16 protein-coding genes and 1 pseudogene are annotated in these 19,801 nt (G+C 72.3%); 2 read left to right on the top strand and 15 right to left on the bottom strand.

Translation table 11 applies throughout. From position 1 onward, the window contains the following. Positions 1–69 precede the first annotated feature (69 nt). The 7 genes from topA to ABD371_RS28370 form a co-directional block, all read right to left on the bottom strand. A complete protein-coding gene (topA, locus tag ABD371_RS28400) occupies positions 70–2,988 on the bottom strand; it encodes a type I DNA topoisomerase (protein WP_344482945.1) in 2,919 nt (972 codons plus the stop codon). Positions 2,989–3,219: 231 nt separating this feature from the next. After that, on the bottom strand, positions 3,220–3,417 hold the full coding sequence (locus ABD371_RS28395) for a hypothetical protein (RefSeq protein WP_344482942.1): 198 nt from the start codon (positions 3,415–3,417) through the stop codon (positions 3,220–3,222). Between the two features lie 292 nt (positions 3,418–3,709). Further along, positions 3,710–5,239 carry a DUF7059 domain-containing protein gene (locus tag ABD371_RS28390; protein WP_344482939.1) on the bottom strand — a complete coding sequence of 510 codons (1,530 nt, stop codon included), beginning with the start codon at positions 5,237–5,239 and terminating at the stop codon, positions 3,710–3,712. A gap of 134 nt (positions 5,240–5,373) precedes the next feature. Beyond that, entirely contained in the window at positions 5,374–5,934 is a 561-nt protein-coding gene (locus ABD371_RS28385; protein WP_344482936.1) for a small secreted protein, read from the bottom strand. A gap of 227 nt (positions 5,935–6,161) precedes the next feature. Continuing rightward, positions 6,162–8,570 carry a sodium-translocating pyrophosphatase gene (locus tag ABD371_RS28380; RefSeq protein WP_344482933.1) on the bottom strand — a complete coding sequence of 803 codons (2,409 nt, stop codon included), beginning with the start codon at positions 8,568–8,570 and terminating at the stop codon, positions 6,162–6,164. Positions 8,571–8,850: 280 nt separating this feature from the next. Next, positions 8,851–9,288, bottom strand: a complete 438-nt coding sequence (locus ABD371_RS28375) for an ATP-binding protein (RefSeq protein WP_190120847.1) — start codon at positions 9,286–9,288, stop codon at positions 8,851–8,853. A gap of 91 nt (positions 9,289–9,379) precedes the next feature. Further along, on the bottom strand, positions 9,380–9,733 hold the full coding sequence (locus ABD371_RS28370) for an STAS domain-containing protein (RefSeq protein WP_190120848.1): 354 nt from the start codon (positions 9,731–9,733) through the stop codon (positions 9,380–9,382). 79 nt (positions 9,734–9,812) lie between these two features. On the opposite strand from ABD371_RS28370, the gene ABD371_RS28365 reads away from it, so the two are divergent. Further along, entirely contained in the window at positions 9,813–12,287 is a 2,475-nt protein-coding gene (locus ABD371_RS28365; RefSeq protein WP_344482928.1) for a DEAD/DEAH box helicase, read from the top strand. 171 nt (positions 12,288–12,458) lie between these two features. Here ABD371_RS28365 and ABD371_RS35895 read toward each other — a convergent pair. From ABD371_RS35895 to ssd, 7 genes and pseudogenes are all read right to left on the bottom strand, one after another. Next, positions 12,459–12,656, bottom strand: a pseudogene (locus tag ABD371_RS35895) (Rv3654c family TadE-like protein); the annotation flags it as partial. Between the two features lie 95 nt (positions 12,657–12,751). Then, complete coding sequence (locus ABD371_RS28355) at positions 12,752–13,096, bottom strand: TadE family type IV pilus minor pilin (RefSeq protein WP_381734941.1); 345 nt, start codon at positions 13,094–13,096, stop codon at positions 12,752–12,754. 58 nt (positions 13,097–13,154) lie between these two features. Next, positions 13,155–13,364, bottom strand: a complete 210-nt coding sequence (locus tag ABD371_RS28350) for a DUF4244 domain-containing protein (RefSeq protein WP_344483087.1) — start codon at positions 13,362–13,364, stop codon at positions 13,155–13,157. Positions 13,365–13,389: 25 nt separating this feature from the next. Continuing rightward, positions 13,390–14,115 (bottom strand): type II secretion system F family protein, encoded by a 726-nt coding sequence (locus ABD371_RS28345; RefSeq protein ID WP_381734971.1) that lies wholly within the window; start codon positions 14,113–14,115, stop codon positions 13,390–13,392. 41 nt (positions 14,116–14,156) lie between these two features. Next, positions 14,157–15,005, bottom strand: a complete 849-nt coding sequence (locus ABD371_RS28340; protein WP_381734943.1) for a type II secretion system F family protein — start codon at positions 15,003–15,005, stop codon at positions 14,157–14,159. Then, complete coding sequence (locus ABD371_RS28335; protein ID WP_344482919.1) at positions 15,002–16,150, bottom strand: TadA family conjugal transfer-associated ATPase; 1,149 nt, start codon at positions 16,148–16,150, stop codon at positions 15,002–15,004. The genes ABD371_RS28340 and ABD371_RS28335 overlap by 4 nt, the downstream gene beginning before the upstream one ends. Continuing rightward, positions 16,147–17,247 (bottom strand): septum site-determining protein Ssd, encoded by a 1,101-nt coding sequence (gene ssd / locus ABD371_RS28330; protein WP_344482916.1) that lies wholly within the window; start codon positions 17,245–17,247, stop codon positions 16,147–16,149. The genes ABD371_RS28335 and ssd overlap by 4 nt, the downstream gene beginning before the upstream one ends. 466 nt (positions 17,248–17,713) lie before the next feature. Between ssd and ABD371_RS28325 the strand changes: the two genes are divergently transcribed. Then, on the top strand, positions 17,714–18,610 hold the full coding sequence (locus ABD371_RS28325) for an HAD family hydrolase (protein ID WP_344482913.1): 897 nt from the start codon (positions 17,714–17,716) through the stop codon (positions 18,608–18,610). A 319-nt stretch (positions 18,611–18,929) separates the two neighbouring features. On the opposite strand, the gene ABD371_RS28320 is transcribed toward ABD371_RS28325, so the two are convergent. Continuing rightward, on the bottom strand, positions 18,930–19,778 hold the full coding sequence (locus ABD371_RS28320; RefSeq protein WP_344482910.1) for a Fic family protein: 849 nt from the start codon (positions 19,776–19,778) through the stop codon (positions 18,930–18,932). Positions 19,779–19,801 lie beyond the last annotated feature (23 nt).

Here is a 19,801-nt window from a genome sequence, read left to right as displayed (position 1 = left end):
GGGCGGGCCGGCCCGTGGCAGGGGACCGGCCGCGCTCCGTGCTCGCCCGTTCGTTCATTCGTTCGTTCGTTACTGGTCGGACGCCTTCGCCGAAGCGGCCGTCTTCTTCACGGCCGTCGCCTTCTTCGCGGTGGTCGTCTTCTTCGCGGCCGTGGTCTTTGTGGCCGTGGTCTTCGTGGCCGTGGTCTTCGTGGCGGCCGTCTTCTTCGCCGCCGTCTTCTTGGCGGTGGCCGTCTTCTTCGCGGCGGTCGCCTTCTTCGCCGGGGCCTTCTTCGCCGTCTTCTTGGCGGGTCCCTTGGCGCGCTTCTCGGCGAGCAGCTCATAGCCGCGCTCGGGAGTGATCTCCTCCACGCTGTCGTCGGTCCGCAGGGTGGCGTTGGTCTCGCCGTCGGTGACATACGCCCCGAAGCGGCCGTCCTTGACGACCACCGGGCGCTGGCTGACCGGGTCGGTGCCCAGTTCCTTCAGCGGCGGCTTGGCGGCGGCCCGGCCGCGCTGCTTGGGCTGGGCGTAGATCGCGAGTGCCTGCTCCAGGGTGATGGTGAAGAGCTGGTCCTCGCTCTCCAGCGAGCGGGAGTCGGTGCCCTTCTTCAGATACGGGCCGTACCGGCCGTTCTGCGCGGTGATCTCCACCCCGTCGGCGTCGGTGCCGACGACCCTGGGCAGGGACATCAGCCGGAGCGCGTCCTCCAGGGTGACCGTGTCCAGCGTCATCGACTTGAAGAGGGAGGCCGTGCGCGGCTTGACCGCGTTCTTGCCCGTCTTGGGGGTGCCCTCGGGAAGGATCTCGGTGACATACGGGCCGTATCGCCCGTCCTTGGCCACGATCTCGTTGCCGGAGACCGGGTCCGTGCCCAGCGCGAAGTCACCGCTCGGCTTGGCCAGCAGCTCTTCCGCGTACGCCACGGTCAGCTCGTCGGGGGCGAGATCCTCGGGCACATCGGCGCGCTGGTGGCCCTCGGAGTCCTTCTCACCGCGCTCGATGTAGGGGCCGTACCGGCCGACGCGCAGCACGATGCCGTCGCCGACGGGGAAGCTGGAGATCTCCCGGGCGTCGATCGCGCCGAGGTCGGTCACCAGCGCCTTGAGGCCGCCGAGGTGGTCGCCGTCACCGCCGCCCGTGGCGGAGGACGTACCGGAGGACGCGCCCCCGGCCGTCGTCGTGGCGGCCGTGCCCTGGGCCTCGCCCGCGCCGAAGTAGAACCGCTTCAGCCACGGCACCGCCTGGGCCTCGCCCCGGGCGATGCAGTCGAGGTCGTCCTCCATCTTGGCGGTGAAGTCGTAGTCCACCAGCCGGCCGAAGTGCTTCTCCAGCAGATTGACCACGGCGAAGCTCAGGAAGGACGGGACCAGCGCCGTCCCCTTCTTGAAGACGTAGCCGCGGTCGAGAATGGTGCCGATGATCGAGGCGTAGGTGGAGGGGCGGCCGATCTCGCGCTCCTCCAGCTCCTTGACCAGGGAGGCCTCGGTGTAGCGGGCGGGCGGCTTGGTGGCGTGGCCGTCGACCGAGATCTCCTGGGCGGCGAGCGCGTCGCCCTCGGCGACCTGCGGCAGCCTGCGCTCGCGGTCGTCCAGCTCGGCGTTGGGGTCGTCGGCACCCTCGACGTAGGCCTTCATGAAGCCGTGGAAGGTGATGGTCTTGCCGGAGGCGGTGAACTCCACGTCCCGGCCGTCCCGCGCGGTGCCGCCGATGCGGACGGTGACCGAGTTCCCGGTGGCGTCCTTCATCTGGGAGGCGACGGTCCGCTTCCAGATCAGCTCGTAGAGCCGGAACTGGTCGCCGCTGAGCCCGGTCTCCGCCGGAGTGCGGAAACGATCACCCGAAGGGCGAATAGCCTCGTGCGCCTCCTGGGCGTTCTTGACCTTCCCGGCGTACACCCGCGGCTTCTCGGGAAGGTAGTTCGCCCCGTACAACTGCGTGACCTGCGCCCTCGCGGCCGTGACGGCGGTCTCGGAGAGCGTGGTGGAGTCCGTACGCATATAGGTGATGAAGCCGTTCTCGTACAGCTTCTGCGCGACCTGCATGGTGGCCTTGGCCCCGAAGCCCAGCTTGCGGGAGGCCTCCTGCTGGAGCGTCGTCGTACGGAACGGGGCGTACGGGGAGCGGCGGTACGGCTTCGACTCGACGGAGCGGACCGCGAACGCGGCGTCCTCCAGCGCGGCGGCCAGGGCGCGCGCGTTCGCCTCGTCCAGGTGGAGCACCCGGGTCTGACCGGCCTTGATCGCGCCGTCGGAGCCGAAGTCGCGGCCCTGGGCGACGCGCTGTCCGTCGACCGTGTTCAGCCGGGCGATCAGCGAGGAGGGGTCGGACGCGTCGCCGGCGCGGCCGGTCGAGAAGGTGCCGGTGAGGTCCCAGTACTCGGCGGAGGTGAACGCCCTGCGCTCCCGCTCCCGCTCCACGACCAGCCGGGTCGCGACGGACTGCACCCGGCCGGCCGAGAGCCGGGGCATGACCTTCTTCCACAGGACCGGGGAGACCTCGTAGCCGTAGAGGCGGTCGAGGATCCGGCGGGTCTCCTGGGCGTCGACCATGCGCTGGTTCAGCTCGCGCGGGTTGGCCACGGCGTCGCGGATGGCGTCCTTGGTGATCTCGTGGAAGACCATCCGGTGGACGGGGACCTTGGGCTTGAGCACTTCGAGCAGATGCCAGGCGATGGCCTCGCCCTCGCGGTCCTCATCGGTGGCGAGGTAGAGCTCGTCGGACTCGGCGAGCTGCTCCTTGAGCTTCCTGACCTGAGCCTTCTTGTCGGCGTTGACGACATAGACCGGCTGGAAGTCGTGCTCGACATCGACACCGAGGCGGCGCACCTCACCGGTGTACTTCTCGGGCACCTCGGCCGCGCCGTTCGGGAGGTCGCGGATGTGCCCGACGCTCGCCTCGACGACATAGCCCGGGCCGAGGTAACCCTTGATCGTCTTCGCCTTGGCGGGCGACTCGACGATCACGAGGCGTCGGCCGCCCTGTGCGGTCTCGCTGGTCGGGGACAACTTCGCTCTTCTCTCCGGTCGGCACTCGGTGGCGGACACGGCCGAACGCGCTGGTGGCGGACGGCTGTGGCGCTGTGATGCTGCTGCGTGGTGCTGCTGCCGCTGCGGAGTGTGACGGTACAACCCGCCCCTGTGTCAAACGGCAAAAGCCCGCAACGGCCACTCGAACGGTAACCCGAGTCCGGCTATTCCTGCCGCCCGGACCGGTACGAGGGTGTCCGGGGCGCTTTCTCAGAGCCGGCCGAAGCACCACGCGCCGAGGGCGAGGGCCACCACCGAGGCGGTGGCGGTGAGGGCCGCGGCCCGGCCGGGGCTCACCCCGTGGGCGACCGGCGCGCGCTGGGCCAGCCGCACCCCCGTCCACAGCAGCAGTGCGGCCCCGAACAGCCCGAACGCCGTTCCCGCGAAGATCGTCGGCCCGCTCTCCATGTCCGTACCCCGTCTCTCTCCCGATGCCCAGGCGGTGCGGGGTCGCCCCCGGGGCCGAGGCTGGCACCTCCGGGCGTCGGGGGCACGACATCGGGGTGAACGGCGCGCGGGTTCACCCGGGCGGGGGCGGGACGGGCCCCGCCGGGGGAGAAACGGGGAGCAGGCGGGCGGCGGCATCGGACCGTAAACAGAATATTGGCCGATTTGCCCTCAATGGACGGCGTGATTTACCCACTGGCCCGGGGGCTGCGGGCGCTCACGGGCGGGGCGGGGCGGCGGCCCCGTCGGCGGGTCAGGCGGCGGGCCGGCCGGCCGGCAGCAGGAACCCCTCCTCCACCAGCAGCCGGATCGCCCGCGGGGTACGGTCCCGCAGCAGCACCGGGTCCTCGTCGATGAGCTGGGCGATGGCGTCCAGGATCCGCCCGGCGCTCAGCGTCCCGTCGCAGGCCCCGGCGAAACCGGCGCCCACCGTGTCGACCTTGGTGGCCCGCCGCATGCCCCGGTTCTGCCGGAGGACGACATGCTCGGGGTCCTCCTCGCCCGGGAGCCCGACCTGCTCCTGCGTGATCCCGGGGGCCAGTGTGAACCGGTCGGCCAGCAGGGCGGCGTCGTCGTGTGCGCGGAGGTAGTCCTGCCGGGCGAAGTGGGCGAGGACGGTCTCGCCGAGCGGCTGCTCCACGGGGTGCGGCCACTCCTCGACGAGGATCGAGGGCCGCTCCGCGCCGGACTTGCGCAGGGTGATCCAGCCGAAGCCGACCGCCTTGGTGCCGCGCGCCTCGAACTCGTCGAGCCACTCCTCGTACCGCCGCCGGTACCGCTCGGGGTCGCCCCGGTGGTCGCCGCTGTCGCGCAGCCACAGCTCGGCGTACTGCGTGATGTCCTGGACCTCGCGCTGCACGATCCAGGCGTCGCAGCCGCCCGGGATCCAGGAGCGCAGCCGGTCCTGCCACTCCTCGCCCTCGATGTGCTGCCAGTTGGCGAGGAACTGGGCGTATCCGCCGGTGTTCAGCCGGTCCCCGGCGCGCTGGACGAGGGAGCGGCACAGATCGTCCCCGCCCATTCCGCCGTCCCGGTAGGTCAGCCGGGCCCCGGGGGAGATCACGAACGGCGGGTTGGACACGATCAGGTCGAAGGTCTCGTCGCCGACCGGGTCGAAGAGCGATCCCTCGCTCAGCACGGCCTCCGGGGCGGCGGAGAGCGCGAGGGTGAGCCGGGTGAAGTGCAGGGCACGCGGGTTGAGATCGGTCGCGGTGACCCGGGTGGCGTGCTGCGAGGCGTGCAGCGCCTGGATGCCGGAGCCGGTGCCGAGGTCGAGCGCGGAGGAGACCGGTGTACGCACGGTGAGTCCGGCGAGCGTGGTGGACGCGCCGCCGACGCCGAGCACGACCTGCTCGTCCTGCCCGTCGGCACCGCCCGCGCCGCCGACCGCGCACCCGAGGTCGGAGACGATGAACCAGTCCTCGCCGTCGGGCCCGCCGTACGGGCGGACGTCCACGGTGGCGCGGACCTCGTCGCCGTCGCGGACCAGCCAGCCGCCGGCCAGGCACTCCTCGACGGGAAGGGCCGCCCGGGCCCGCTCGAACGGGATGGGCCGCTGGAGCAGGAAGAGCCGGACGAGGGCCGCCAGGGCTCCGTCGCCCCGGGTGGCGCGCACGGCGGGGACGGTCTCGCTGCGGGCGAGCGCCGCGTACGCGGAGGCTCCGAGCAGATCGAGCAGCCCGTCGGCGGTGAAGGCGCCGGCGAGCAGCGCCTGGCGCAGCCGGGGGGCGAGGGCGGGCGAGGGCGGGTGCGGGGCGGTGCTGGTCGTACTCACACCGCCCATTGTGGCCGCCGCCACTGACAATCGCGGCCGGGGCCCGCCCTTCCGCCCCGGCCGGAGATTTCCGGATCAGGAACCCCGTGTCGGGAACCCGGCGCCGGGAACCCCGCGTCGGGGTCCCTGACCGGGGTCCCGCGTCAGGAGCCCGCGGGGCTCTGGGCGGCGGCGGGCTTGCAGCCGGGCTGCTTGGCCATCGCCTTGCCCGTCTCGCTGGACCGCAGCTCCTCCCGGGCGCTCTGGTTCTGCTCGATCTTCGCGAGCCCGTCGGCGACGGGCCGCAGGCCGTCCGCGAACTCCTGCTGGTCGGACACGTCGAGGGCGTCGACCTGCTTCTTCAGATCGAGGTAGGACTTGGCGTTGGCGTCGTACTCGGCCGCGGCCTCCTTCACCAGCTGCTCGCCGCCCTCGACCGGCGGCGTGCCCGCCGTCCTGAAGGCCCCCGCGTACCCCTTGTAGACGTCCGAGAGGTCCTGGAAGGCCTTGGAGTCGGCGGTCCGGATGTCGCCGGGCTTGCCGTCCGAGGCGGTCGCGCGGATGAGCTGCTCCGCGTCGGCCTCCTTCTTGATCTGCGGCTTCGCGGCGTCGCAGTACTTCTTGGCCCAGTCGTCGACCGTGAATTCGTCTTCCGAGCTGCATCCCGACAGCGTGAGGACGACTACCGCAGCGCCGGAGAGTGCGGCCGCAAGCTTCTTGTTCACCGAATGGGTCCCTTCCAAGGCTCCTCGGCCCCGGAACATACACGCCGCCCGGGTGACTTCCCCATGCCGTGCACCCGGTTCATCCGCTTTAAAGCCATTTGCACCAAGGGAGAGAAGCCTCACCACCACGGAAACGACGGGCGGGCGGCGCTTCAAAACGCGCCGCCCGCCCGCCTTTTGGATCCTCTTGGTGGAGTCTCCGGCGATATGCCAGGTCTGTCGGGGTGTTACGACACCACCGCGGGATCGGGTGACTTCTTGCCCTGCTCAACGACGGTGGGCTCGGCGTCGCCCACGGCGATGCCCCTCCGCTTGGAGATGTACACCGCGCCGATGATGATCGCGATCGAGAGGACCGCCACCACCGTCCTGACCCCGGCGCTGGCGTCGTCCCCGTAGCTGAACTGGATCACCGCAGGGGCGATCAGCAGCGCCACCAGGTTCATCACCTTGAGGAGCGGGTTGATCGCGGGGCCCGCCGTGTCCTTGAACGGGTCGCCCACGGTGTCGCCGATGACCACGGCGGCATGCGCCTCGCCGCCCTTGCCACCGTGGTGACCGTCCTCGACCAGCTTCTTGGCGTTGTCCCACGCGCCGCCGGAGTTCGCGAGGAAGACGGCCATCAGGGTGCCGGTGCCGATCGCGCCCGCGAGGAACGCCCCGAGCGCCCCGACCCCGAGGGAGAAGCCGATCGCGATCGGGGTCAGCACCGCGAGCAGGCCGGGGGTGGCCAGCTCGCGCAGCGCGTCCTTGGTGCAGATGTCGACCACCCGGCCGTACTCCGGCTTCTCGGTGTAGTCCATGATCCCGGGGTGCTCGCGGAACTGCCGCCGCACCTCGTAGACCACCGCGCCGGCCGAGCGGGAGACCGCGTTGATCGCCAGGCCGGAGAAGAGGAAGACGACCGCCGCGCCGAGGATCAGGCCGACGAGGTTGTTGGGCTGGGAGATGTCCATGACGAGATTCAGGGGCGCGCCGTCGCCGACCTTCTCGCCGACCTCTCTGGCCGCGCCCGCGATGGCGTCGCGGTACGAGCCGAAGAGCGCCGCCGCCGCCAGTACGGCGGTGGCGATGGCGATGCCCTTGGTGATGGCCTTGGTGGTGTTGCCGACGGCGTCCAGGTCGGTGAGGACCTGCGCGCCGGCGCCCTTGACGTCGCCGGACATCTCGGCGATGCCCTGGGCGTTGTCGGAGACGGGCCCGAAGGTGTCCATGGCGACGATGACACCGACGGTGGTGAGCAGTCCGGTGCCGGCCAGCGCCACCGCGAAGAGGGCGAGCATGATCGAGGTGCCGCCGAGCAGGAACGCCCCGTACACGCTGAGGCCGATCAGCAGCGCGGTGTAGACGGCGGACTCCAGACCGATGGAGATGCCGGCGAGGATGACGGTGGCCGGGCCGGTCAGCGAGGACTTGCCGATGTCCTTGACGGGACGCCGGCTGGTCTCGGTGAAGTACCCGGTCAGCTGCTGGATCAGGGCCGCCAGCACGATGCCGATGGCGACGGCGACGAGCGCGAGGACCCGCGGGTCACCGCCGTGGGTGCTGATCGCGGACTCGGTGACGCCCTTCAGGTCGGCGTAGGTGGACGGCAGATAGAGGTAGACCGCCGTGGCGACCAGTACGAGGGAGATCACCGCGGAGATGAAGAAGCCGCGGTTGATGGCGGTCATGCCGCTGCGGTCGGCGCGCCGCGGGGCGACCGCGAAGATGCCGATCATCGCGGTGACCACGCCGATCGCCGGAACGATCAGCGGGAAGGCGAGTCCGGCGTCGCCGAAGGCCGCCTTCCCGAGGATGAGCGCGGCGACGAGGGTGACGGCGTACGACTCGAAGAGGTCGGCGGCCATTCCGGCACAGTCCCCGACGTTGTCGCCCACGTTGTCCGCGATGGTCGCCGCGTTGCGCGGGTCGTCCTCGGGGATGCCCTTCTCGACCTTTCCGACGAGGTCCGCGCCGACATCGGCGGCCTTGGTGAAGATGCCGCCGCCGACTCGCATGAACATGGCGATCAGCGCGGCCCCGAGGCCGAAGCCCTCCAGGACCTTGGGCGCGTCGGCCGCGTAGACGAGGACCACGCAGGAAGCGCCCAGCAGGCCGAGGCCCACCGTGAACATGCCGACCACTCCGCCGGTGCGGAAAGCGATCTTCATGGCCTTGTGCGCGACGGCCGTCAGATCCTTTGCGGGTTCTCCCTCCGCCGGTGTCGCCTCTCGCGCGGCCGCGGCCACGCGCACATTCGCCCGTACGGCGAGCCGCATCCCGATGTATCCGGTGGCCGCCGAGAAAAGCGCGCCGACCAGGAAGAACACGGAACGCCCGGCACGCTGCGACCAGTCGTCGGCCGGGAGGAGCAACAACAGGAAGAACACCACGACGGCGAAGACGCCGAGAGTGCGCAGCTGTCGTGCCAGATATGCGTTGGCGCCTTCCTGGACCGCCGCCGCGATCTTCTTCATGGAATCGGTGCCCTCGCCGGCGGCCAGGACCTGGCGCACCAGCAGCTGGGCCACGACCAGCGCGGCCAGCGCCACCACGGCGATGACAATCACGATCAGCCGATTGTCATCCGTGAGCACCGCCGCCGCGAGAGAAGCGCGGTGATCGATTTCTTGCGAGCTGAAGAGCCCCGCCATTCGTCCTCCTTGAGGTCGTTCAGAAGCCCAAGATGTGGACGGATTGTAGGGAGCGGAACACGATCAAAACAGGGCGCGGTAAACGGAATTGACCTTCAGTTGCTACTCAGCAAATGATCGCGTCCTGAAAATACCCCCGAAAGCGGTAATGGGGCGAAAGCATTGACGTGCGATCAATGATCTACATAAATGATCTGCCAAAAAGAAAAGAGGCCCTGCTCAGCAGGGCCTCTTCCAAAGCTTGAATCACCCGGGAGGCTTCCCGGGGCGGCGGAGCCCGTCAGGGGAGCACGGAGACCGGTGTCACCGGCCAGCTCATCCTGATCACTCCGCCCACGTCGGTGGAACTGACCTCCAGATCGTCGACAAGACCGCTGATGACGGCGAGACCCATGTCGTCCTCGCCGTCCGCGTCCTCTTCGGCGGCATCACGCGGACCAGAGGCGGTCCTGCCGTCGGCACCGGGACCGGGGACCTCGTCCCCGACCTCGATGGAGAACGTCTTGTCCTCATCGGTCAGCACCACCCGTACGGGAGCGGTGATCCCATGACCGCGATGGAGACCGACAGCACGGCTGCAGGCCTCTCCGACCGCGAGCCGGACCTCGTCCAGCACGGCCTCGTCGACCCCGGCCCTGCGCGCCACGGCAGCGGCCACCAACCGGGCGGTCCTGACATGCTCGGGCTGGGCACTGAAGCGAAGTTCGACGGTGGCCATGCCATCCCCCTCGGACGTACGGGCGTGCATCTCAGAGGCCCGGGCTGGATGCCCGGTGCCCCATCTCTTCTTCCGGCGGCTCCGGCCGGTGTCAGTCGGTGGCCGCTACGGCTTCCTCGACCGTGTTGTGGATCGGGAACACCTTGGTCAGACCAGTGATCCGGAAAATCTTGAGAATGCGCTCCTGGTTGCAGACGAGACGCAGCGACCCCTCGTGCGCACGCACACGCTTGAGGCCGCCCACCAGCACGCCGAGCCCGGTCGAGTCGAGGAAGTCCACGCCCTCCATGTCGACGACCAGGTGGTAGCTGCCGTCGTTCACCAACTCGACCAACTGCTCGCGCAGCTTGGGCGCGGTATAAACATCAATCTCGCCACCGACCTCGACGACCGTACGGTCGCCGACAGGGCCGGACACATTGCGAGTCGACAGGGACAGGTCCACGGATCCTCCAGCACCTTGCTATCGAGCGCCCGCCCCCTGAGGTCTCCCCGGCGGAGCCGGAGGACGGTCGCCAGCCGCGATGGCATTCAATCACTTACCAGCAGCCATGCACGACGCCTTGGGACCATTGTCCGTCACACCAGTGACACACTCGGTGCCGATGGCCAGGAATCTCCGTCCCAGACGACCCCGCGAGAGCGGGGAAACCCGCCCCACTCCCGGTGAGGTCCTCGACCGGCTCGCCGCAGGGGCGGGCCGGGCCGCGCGCATCACTCATACGGAGCACTTGCCCCCCAGGCAGGGCCGCCATGCCGTCTGGCCGCACCGCATCCGCCCAGAAGTGATCAACGCCATTCGACTGGCGGGTGTCGAGCACCCCTGGGCCCACCAGAGCGCCGCCGCCGAGCACGCCCTGGACGGCGAATCGGTCGTCATCGCCACCGGCACCGCCTCGGGCAAGTCGCTGGCCTATCTGGCCCCCGTCCTCAGCACCCTCCTGGACGGCTCCGAGGCCCCGAACGGGCGCGGCGCGACCGCCCTCTACCTCGCCCCGACCAAGGCGCTCGCCGCCGACCAGTGCCGCGCCGTGAAAGATCTCGCCGCGCCGCTGGGCAACCGCGTCCGCCCGGCGGTCTACGACGGCGACACCCCGGTCGAGGAACGCGAGTGGGTCCGGCAGTACGCCACCTATGTCCTGACCAACCCCGACATGCTGCACCGCGGGATACTGCCCTCCCACCCCCGCTGGTCCTCCTTCCTGCGCTCCCTGCGCTACGTCGTCATCGACGAGTGCCACACCTACCGGGGCGTCTTCGGCTCCCACGTCGCCCAGGTGCTGCGCCGGCTGCGCCGGATATGCGCCCGCTACGGGGCGGATCCCGTCTTCCTCCTCGCCTCCGCCACCGCGGCCGAGCCCGCCTCGGCGGCCGGCCGGCTCACCGGGCTGACCGTCCACGAGGTCTCCGACGACGCCTCCCCGCGCGGCGAACTCGTCTTCGCCCTCTGGGAGCCCCCGCTCACCGAGCTGCACGGCGAGAAGGGCGCCCCCGTGCGCCGCACCGCCACCGCGGAGACCGCCGACCTCCTGACCGATCTGACCGCCCAGGGCGTCCGCACGGTCGCGTTCGTGCGCTCCCGCAGGGGAGCCGAGCTGATCGCCCTGATCGCCAGGGAACGCCTGGCCGAGGTGGACCGCTCACTGCCAGGGCGGGTCGCGGCCTACCGGGGCGGCTATCTGCCCGAGGAACGCCGGGCCCTGGAACGCGCCCTGCACTCCGGGGAGCTGCTGGGGCTCGCCGCCACCACCGCCCTGGAGCTGGGCGTCGACGTCTCCGGCCTGGACGCGGTGCTGATCGCCGGATATCCCGGCACCCGGGCCTCGCTGTGGCAGCAGGCGGGCCGCGCGGGCCGCTCCGGGCAGGGCGCCCTGGCCGTCCTCGTCGCCCGCGACGACCCGCTGGACACCTTTCTCGTCCACCACCCCGAAGCCCTGTTCCGGCAGCCGGTGGAGTCCACCGTCCTCGATCCGGACAATCCCTACGTCCTCGCCCCCCATCTGTGCGCCGCCGCCGCGGAGCTGCCGCTCACCGGAGCCGATCTGGAGCTGTTCGGCCCGGCGGCCGGCGGACTCATGCCCCAGCTGGAGTCCGCCGGGCTGCTGCGCCGCCGCGCCACGGGCTGGCACTGGACCCGCCGGGAGCGGGCCGCCGACCTCGCCGACATCCGGGGCGGCGGCGGCCGGCCGGTCCAGATCGTCGAGGAGGCCACCGGGCGGCTGCTCGGCACGGTCGACGAGGCGGCCTCGCACACCGCCGTCCACGACGGGGCCGTCCATCTCCACCAGGGCCGTACCTATCTGGTCAGACGGCTGGACCTGGAGGACTCGGTGGCCCTGGTGGAGGAGGCCGTGCCGCCGTACTCCACCACCGCCCGCGACGTGACCTCCGTCTCCGTGCTCGAAACCGACATCGAGGTCCCGTGGGGCGAGGGCCGCCTCTGCTACGGCTCCGTCGAAGTCACCAACCAGGTCGTCTCCTTCCTCCGCCGCAAGCTCGTCACCGGCGAGGTCCTCGGCGAGACCAAACTCGACCTGCCGCCCCGCACCCTGCGCACCCGGGCCGTGTGGTGGACGGTGAGCGAGGCGCAGCTGGACGCCGCCCGGGTGAACCCGGAGCAGCTGGGCGGGGCCCTGCACGCCGCCGAGCACGCCTCGATCGGGATGCTCCCGCTCTTCGCCACCTGCGACCGCTGGGACATCGGCGGGGTGTCCGTGCCGCTCCACCAGGACACTGCGCTCCCCACGGTCTTCGTGTACGACGGCCACCCCGGCGGCGCGGGCTTCGCCGAACGGGCCTTCCACACGGCCCGCGAGTGGCTCACCGCGACCCGCGAGGCGATCGCGGTCTGCGAGTGCGAGGCCGGCTGCCCCTCCTGCGTCCAGTCCCCGAAGTGCGGCAACGGCAATGAGCCCCTGCACAAACGGGCGGCGGTGCGGCTTCTCACCGAGCTGCTGCGGGGCGCGGAAGGCGCGCCCGGCACCGCCGCCGACGGCTGAGACACCCCGTACCGCCCCGGAGCCCCCGCCGAAGCCGTATCCGTCGTACGCCGTGGTGCGGGCCCCGGGCGGATATGGATGCCGGGGCTCCGGGGGGCGGGGCGTGCCGGGCGGTCCCGCGCGGGACACGGCCCTCGGGGCGTAGGGGCCGAAGCTCACCGAGGCCGTCACCTCCGCGATCTCGCCCCGCAGGGCGCACCGCACCGCCTCGGCGCCCTGCGCGTCCGCCACCTCGGCCGCCTTGGCGCAGGCGACGGCCTCGCCCAGGAGTGCGAGGTCGGCCGCCGCCAGGGCCGCCAGATCCGCCGCCGCGCCCGCCCGGTGGCGAGCGGCCACCGCCTGGCCCATGGCGAGCACGGCGGCGAACACCACGCACAGCGCCGTCGCCGCCACGGCCACCCACACCGTGGCCGAGCCCCGGTCCCCGCTCCGGCCGGACGGACGCGCCCGGAGCCCGCGCCCGGTCACGGCCCGGCTCCCACCGGGACGGAGCCGACCGTGTCCTCCGCGAGGGCGACCGCCTCTTCGGTCAGGGTCAGCGCCAGGGCGTCCGGTCCCGGAACCGCCGCCGCCACGGTGACCCGCCACAGGTCCCCCGTCCGCCGCAGGGTGACCTCGGCCCCCGCCGGGGCGGCCGAGCGGGCCGCCGCGAGCACATCGGCGTGCGGCTCGGACCGGGCCGCCGCCCGGGCCCCGGCGCGGGCCGCGTCGACGCACTGGATCTGCGCCGAGGCCGCCGTCAGCGCCCACACCAGCGCCATGGTGAAGGCCACCAGGGCGGGAAGCGCGACGGCGGCCTCCGCCGTCACCGACCCCCGCTCCTCCCCCAGCCGGCGCGAGACCGTGCGCCCCGGCCCTCGACGGCGCTCAGAACCGCGCATCGAGCGCCTGCCCGATCAGCGATTCGAGCGCGCCCGAGACCGCCCCACTGGTGACGATCTTGTACAGAACGGCGGCGAAGGCACACGCGGCGATCGTCCCCATCGCGTACTCGGACGTGGTCATCCCCGCGTCCCCGCGGCCGCGGAGCGACCAGCCGCCCGGCCGTCCGCTCCAGCGCTTGAGCAGGCGATTCATCATGAAAACCTCCAAGAATTTCCGTTTATCGACCGTTCAGGAGTCCCTCGGCGAGCCCGATCACCACGGGGGCCACCCCGACCGCCAGGAACGCGGGCAGAAAGCACAGCCCCACCGGAGCGGTGATCAGGACCTGTGCCCTGCGGCCCCGGGCCACGGCCGTACGCGCCCGGTCCGCCCGCAGACGGTGGGCCAGCCGGGAGACCGGCTCGGCCGCCGGAGCCCCCGTGGCTCCCGCCCTCTCCAGGCAGCGGGCCAGCTCCGCCGCGCCCGGTATCCGGGCGAACGAGGCCCAGGCCCGTGCCGGTTCGCCCCCGAGCCGCAGCTCCGCGGCCGTCTGTGACAGCCGTTCGCCGACCGGGCCGCCCAGCGCCTCGCCGACCGCCTCCGCCGCCTCACGCGGGCCCGCCCCGGCCGCCAGACAGGCCGCCAGCAGATCCGCCGCGAGCGGCAGCCGGGGATCCTCGGCCGGCTCCTCGTCCGGGCCCGGCGGCCGGAACCGGAGCCGACGCCGTACCCCGTAGGCGGCGATGAACCCCACGGCGACTCCGAGCGCCCCTTCGACGAGGACGCATCCGACGATCAGCGCACCCAGGGGAGGGGCCCACTCACGGACTCGCGCCCGGTGCCCGGGCCACCGCCGACGGCGGGCGCGCACCACTCCGAGCAGTGCGGCACCCCGCCCGCGCGTCCGGCGTCTCCCCCGCAGCACCGCGCCCCCGAGGCCCAGCAGAACCAGCGCGGCGAGCATCAGGACCAGCGCCGCAGGCCGCTGCGCGATCTCCCCGGCCGTCACCGCCGCCCTCCCCCGACGATCCGCGCGGCCCAGCACACCCCGGCGGCCTCCAGAGCTCCGCCGACCAGCAGGCACATCAGGCCGGCCGGGGTGTGGAACAGGACCCTCAGCGGATCGGCCCCCAGGGCCCCGCCCATCGCGAGGCCGACCGCGGGAAGCAGCGCCAGCAGACCGACGGTCGACCGGGCCCCGGCCAGCTGGCTCCGCAGATCCTCCCGCCGGTCACGGTCGGCCAGCAGAGCCGCCTCCAGCCGGTCGAGCCCGGCCGCCAGACCGGCCCCGCCCTCCACGGCCACCCGCCAGCAGGCCGCGACCCCCGCCAGGCCGTCCGCGCCCGGCTCCCGGGCGGCGTCCCGCAGCGCCTGCGGCACATCGCCCCCGAACCGGGCCGCCGCCGTCACCGCCGCCTCCCCGGCCCCCAGGGCACGGGTGTTCGCGGCGGCCCAGATCAGGGCCTGTGCGGGCTGGAGCCCGGCCCTCAGCTCGCCGGCGACCGCTCCGCACAGGGCGACGACCGCCTCGGCCCTGCGCTCGCCCTCCCTCGCCCGTCGCACCGCCTTCAGCCGCCGCCCCACCAGCGGCACCGCCACGGCCCCGGCGATCAGCGGCAGCACCGACTCGCCCAGCACCGCCAGAACCAGCGCCACCGGCGCACACAGCCACTCCCGACGGGTCCGCACCGCCGACAGCAGCCGCACCCAGGTCCACCAAGGATCCGGCTCCGCCGCACCGCCGCCCGCGAGCAGCAGCCGCGCCCGTCCCCGCCCTCGGTCCCGGCCCGCCAGCAGCAACGCCGCCACCGCCGTGCACCCCGCCGCCGCGTAGAGGGGGTCCGGCGCGATCACCGCGTCCCTCCGGTCAGCCGCCGCAGCCGCTCCCAGCCCCGCTCGCGGACGAACGCCTCCGCTCCCCACCGCAGCGCGGGAACGGTGCGCACCAGCCCCGCCGCGTCCCGCTCCAGGACGTGCAGCTCGGCGATGCGCCGCCGGCCGTCCCGATCGCGCACCAGATGGATCACCACCGAGACCGCCGCCGCCAGCTGGCTGTGGAGCGCGGCCCGGTCGAGCCCGGCGGCCGTGCCGAGCGCCTCCAGCCGGGCCGGGACGTCGGCCGCGGCATTCGCGTGGACCGTGCAACAGCCTCCTTCGTGGCCGGTGTTGAGAGCCGCCAGGAGTTCCGTCACCTCCGGCCCCCGGACCTCCCCGACGACCAGCCGGTCCGGCCGCATCCTCAGGGCCTGGCGGACCAGGTCCCGCAAAGTCACCCGGCCCGCGCCCTCCTGGTTCGCCGCGCGCGACTCCAGCCGCACCACATGGGGGTGCTCGGGCCGCAGCTCCGCCGAGTCCTCGGCGAGCACGATCCGCTCCCGCTCCCCCACGAGCCCGAGCAGTGCCGCCAGGAGAGTGGTCTTGCCGGAGCCGGTGCCACCGCTGATCAAATACGAGAGCCGGGCCTCGACCAGGGCCCGCAGCACCCGGGCGCCGCCCGGCGGCACCGTCCCCGCCGCCGTGAGCTCCTCCATCGAGAACGCCCGGGGCCGCACCACCCGCAGCGACAGACAGGTCGAGCCGACCGCCACCGGCGGAATCACGGCATGCATCCGGGTGCCGTCCGGCAGCCGGGCGTCCACCCAGGGCCGGGCGTCGTCCAGCCGCCGCTCCGCCACGGCGGCGAGCCGCTGGGCGAGCCGGCGCACCGCCGCCGCGTCCGCGAAGGTCACACCGGCGGGCTCCAGGCCGCGCCCCCGGTCCACCCACACCCGGTCGGGCGCGGACACCAGCACGTCTGTGACGGACGGGTCGGCGAGCAGCGGTTCCAGCGGGCCGGTCCCCACCAGCTCGCACCGCAGCCGCTCGGTACCGCCGAGGATTTCGGTGTCGCCGAGCAGCCGGCCCTGGGCCCGCAGGGCCGCCGCGACCCGTGCCGGGGTGGGCTCGGCCCCACTCTCCGCGAGCCGCTGCCGCACGGCGTCCAGCAGTCCGGTGTTCACGAGGCCACGCCTCCGGCCAGCGCCCGGTCCCAGAAGGCGGCGCAGAACCGGGCCAGCGGGCTCCCGGCCGGGCCCGGGGGCGCCGCCCCGTCCCGCAGCTCGGGTGGCAGGGTCTCCCAGGGCAGCTCACCGGCGAGCGGAAGGCCCAGCGAGGCGGCGACCCAGCCGTCGTCGAGCCCTGAGGCGTAAGGGCCGCGTGCCACCACACGCAGATCCTGGAGGACCATTCCGACCACGGACGCCACCCGGTTGGCCGCGGCGACCGACCGCAGCCCGCCCGGCACCACCAGCAGTCCGAGATCGAGCTGGGCCAGCGCCTCCGCCACTCCCTCGTCCACCCGGCGCGGCAGATCGACCACGACCACCCCACCACGCCTGCGGGCCGCCGCCAGCACCGAACGCATCGCCTCCGGCGGGACCAGCACCGAATCGCCGCGGTCCCAGCTGAGCACCCGCATCTGATGCAGTTCGGGCAGCGACTCCTCCAGCGCGCCGCCCGCCACCCGCCCCTTGGAGGCGGCGAAATCCGGCCATCGCCTGCCCTCGGCCCGCTCCCCGCCGAGCAGCACATCGATGCCTCCGCCGAGCGGGTCGCCGTCGATCAGCATGGTGCGGCGGCCCGCGCGGGCCGCCGTCACCGCGAGGGCGCAGGCGAGGGTGGACGCGCCCGCCCCGCCCCGGCCGCCCATCACACCGACCGTCAGCGCCTGCTCGCCGACTCCCTCGGCCGCGTCGGCGATCCGGTCGACCAGCCAGCGCTCCGCGTCGGGCAGCCGGAGCACCCCGTCGGCCCCGATCTCCACGGCGAGCCGCCAGACGTCCGGGTTGTCCTGTTCGCGCCCCACCAGCAGCACACCGCGCCTGCGGGCGGCTCCCCGGCAGCGCGCCGCGGCATCGTCCCCGACCAGGACCAGCGGGGCGCTCTCCCAGCTCCCCCGGCCCTCCGGCACGGAGTGATGGACCTCCGGCTCGGCTCCCGCGGCGGCGCACAGCCGCAGGAGATCGTCGAGGAGTTCCACGTCCTCGGTGACGATCAGAGGTCCGGTCCGCCGCTCCTCGGCGGCCGGCGCGCCCTTCGACCTGATAGATCCAGCCACGATCCCCACCCCCTGCTTAGCGCGATCCCGCTTCGTTACGAGATCGGTGATTCCTTGACTCCGCGAACTACGCGGCAGGAATCACGGTGCCGGGCACCGGAAAATCGTGTGGATCTTGCTGAAAAACTGTGGACAAGCAACCGGTTGTGAATATCCCGGTAACCCGGACCGGTGACTCCCACGCGCACCTCTTCCACTACGCACGGTGACCGTGCAGAGTGGTGGAAGGCCACCGCCGACGGTGGTCGAGAGAGCGGGGAGGGACCGTCATGGATCTCGTACGGAGCAAGAAAACGCGTCCGGACATGCGACGACCCCCGCCGGGGGGGAGAGCGGGGGTCGTCTCTCCGGCCGGCTCGGGGGGGGAGGAGCCGGACCGGGTTAGCACGGTCGCGAACGATCCGTGACTTCCATGGTGTACCCGAGAGCCTTCTCAGGCAAACCCACACGCCCCGGCGTACACCGAATGGCGGGCACCTATGCTCTGCTCGTGGATAACCACTCCTTGCCTCGCGCAGCCGCGTTCTTTGACCTGGACAAGACGGTCATTGCGAAGTCTTCGACGCTGACCTTCAGCAAGTCCTTCTACCAAGGCGGCCTGATCAACCGGCGGGCCGTACTGCGCACCGCCTATGCCCAGTTCGTTTTTCTCGCGGGCGGTGCCGACCACGACCAGATGGAGCGGATGAGGGAGTACCTCTCCGCCCTCTGCAAGGGCTGGAACGTCCAGCAGGTGAAGGAGATCGTCGCCGAGACGCTGCACGATCTCATTGACCCGATCATCTATGACGAGGCCGCCTCCCTCATCGAGGAACACCACACCGCGGGCCGTGACGTGGTCATCGTCTCCACCTCGGGAGCCGAGGTGGTCGAGCCGATCGGCGAACTGCTGGGCGCCGACCGGGTGGTAGCCACCCGCATGGTGGTCGGTGACGACGGATGCTTCACCGGCGAGGTGGAGTACTACGCGTACGGGCCCACCAAGGCGGAGGCCATCAAGGAACTCGCCGAGTCCGAGGGATACGACCTCTCCCGTTGTTACGCCTACAGCGACTCGGTCACCGATGTGCCGATGCTGGAATCCGTGGGTCATCCCTATGCCGTGAATCCGGACCGCGCACTGCGCCGCGAGGCGAATACCCGAGAGTGGCCGGTTCTCGTCTTTAACCGTCCGGTCCGGCTGAAGCAGCGGCTGCCCGTGTTCCCCATGCCGCCCCGGCCGGCCCTGGTGGCGGCGGCAGCGGTGGGCGCGGCCGCGGCCACCGCCGGACTGGTCTGGTACGCCAGCCGCCGACGCGGCGCGGCGGCCCGGGCGGCGGCGACGGCACTGGACGGCCTGGCTCATCGCTTTGCCCGTATTTGAACAGAAAAGTAAAGAACCGGAGCAAGGGGTTCCACTTCCCGGACGGCTGGAGTACAAATGAGTCAACGGCCCGCGAGACCAAGGACATCCGAGAGGATCACCTGTGAAACGCATGAAGGCCCCACGGACCGAGCATGGAAGCTGAGCACCCACGCGACGTCGACCCGTCGAATACGGGCCAGCCGCACCAGGTGACGGGCAGCAGTTCCCGGCCTGATGGGCACAGCAGATCGAGGACGCTTGGTACCTCGGCGGACATGCCAGCGGCGGTACCAATTCCGGTACCGCCGCAACCCTGCCCGGGAGTTCCCTCGAAATCTCAGGCGGCTCCGCGCTGGAGCGCCTCACAGACCGCCACGGACTCCCTGACACCCAGCTCGGCAGCGCGCCCGCAGTGCGCGATCCACGCCGCCATGCCCTCGGGCGTCCCCGACAGATAGCCGTCGAGGGCCGCGACATACGCCGCCCGCCCCTGCTCGGCATGGCCGACCTCCGCCGGACAGATCGCCTTCGGGTCGAGACCGCCCCCGATCAGGACGATCCGCTCGGCGGCCCGCGCCACCAGACCGTTGTGCGAACCGAAGGGGCGCAGCGCCAGCAGCTCTCCGTGCACCACGGCCGCGATGACCGGCGCCGGGGCCGAACTCCCCGCGACGATCAGCCCGGCAAGACCCTCCAGCCTGCCGCTCACCTCCTCCGCGCCCGGGAGAGCGGCCTCGATCAGCGGCTCCCGGACCGGCTCGCCCGCCAGCCTCGGCCGACCCACGGTCCCGTCGTCGCCGGCACCGCCCGCCGCGACCAGATGCAGCCTGGCCAGCACCCGCAGCGGCGACTGCCGCCAGACCGAGAGCAGCTGCCCCGCCTCGGCGGTGAGCCGCAGCGCGGCCCCCACGGTGCGGGACTCGGGGTCGCCGCTGAAGTCGGTCCGCCTGCGGACCTCCTCCAGCGCCCAGTCCGCACCGGACAGCGCGGCCGACCCGCGCGACCCGCGCAGCGCCGCCTCCGCCGTGACCTCACCGCTCCGCCGCCGCATGACCCGGTGCCCGTAGACCCGGTCGGTGGCCTTGCGAACGGAATCCACCGATTCGGCGACACCGGGCAGCGAGGCGAGCACGGCCAGCGGGTCGGCCGAGGGGGCGGATGAGGCGGGCGAGGCATTCGTACTCATAGCCAGCGAGGCTACGCGCCGCC

Origin of the sequence: Streptomyces amakusaensis (assembly GCF_039532665.1) — a bacterium.
In the GTDB taxonomy this organism is placed as follows: Bacteria; Actinomycetota; Actinomycetes; order Streptomycetales; family Streptomycetaceae; genus Streptomyces; species Streptomyces amakusaensis.
The sequence above is the reverse complement of the archived record's forward strand: the minus strand, read 5'-3'. Positions and strand labels throughout refer to the sequence as shown.

Excerpts from the sequence above, each read along its gene's own strand:
- ABD371_RS28395 (WP_344482942.1), bottom strand. The coding sequence starts at position 3,417 with ATGGAGAGCGGGCCGACGATCTTCGCGGGAACGGCGTTCGGGCTGTTC.
- ABD371_RS28350 (WP_344483087.1), bottom strand. The coding sequence starts at position 13,364 with ATGAATCGCCTGCTCAAGCGCTGGAGCGGACGGCCGGGCGGCTGGTCG.
- ABD371_RS28365 (WP_344482928.1), top strand. The coding sequence starts at position 9,813 with ATGGCATTCAATCACTTACCAGCAGCCATGCACGACGCCTTGGGACCA.
- ABD371_RS28380 (WP_344482933.1), bottom strand. The coding sequence starts at position 8,570 with ATGGCGGGGCTCTTCAGCTCGCAAGAAATCGATCACCGCGCTTCTCTC.
- ABD371_RS28390 (WP_344482939.1), bottom strand. The coding sequence starts at position 5,239 with ATGGGCGGTGTGAGTACGACCAGCACCGCCCCGCACCCGCCCTCGCCC.
- ABD371_RS28345 (WP_381734971.1), bottom strand. The coding sequence starts at position 14,115 with ATGCTCGCCGCGCTGGTTCTGCTGGGCCTCGGGGGCGCGGTGCTGCGG.
- ABD371_RS28320 (WP_344482910.1), bottom strand. The coding sequence starts at position 19,778 with ATGAGTACGAATGCCTCGCCCGCCTCATCCGCCCCCTCGGCCGACCCG.
- ABD371_RS28375 (WP_190120847.1), bottom strand. The coding sequence starts at position 9,288 with ATGGCCACCGTCGAACTTCGCTTCAGTGCCCAGCCCGAGCATGTCAGG.
- ABD371_RS28325 (WP_344482913.1), top strand. The coding sequence starts at position 17,714 with ATGGCGGGCACCTATGCTCTGCTCGTGGATAACCACTCCTTGCCTCGC.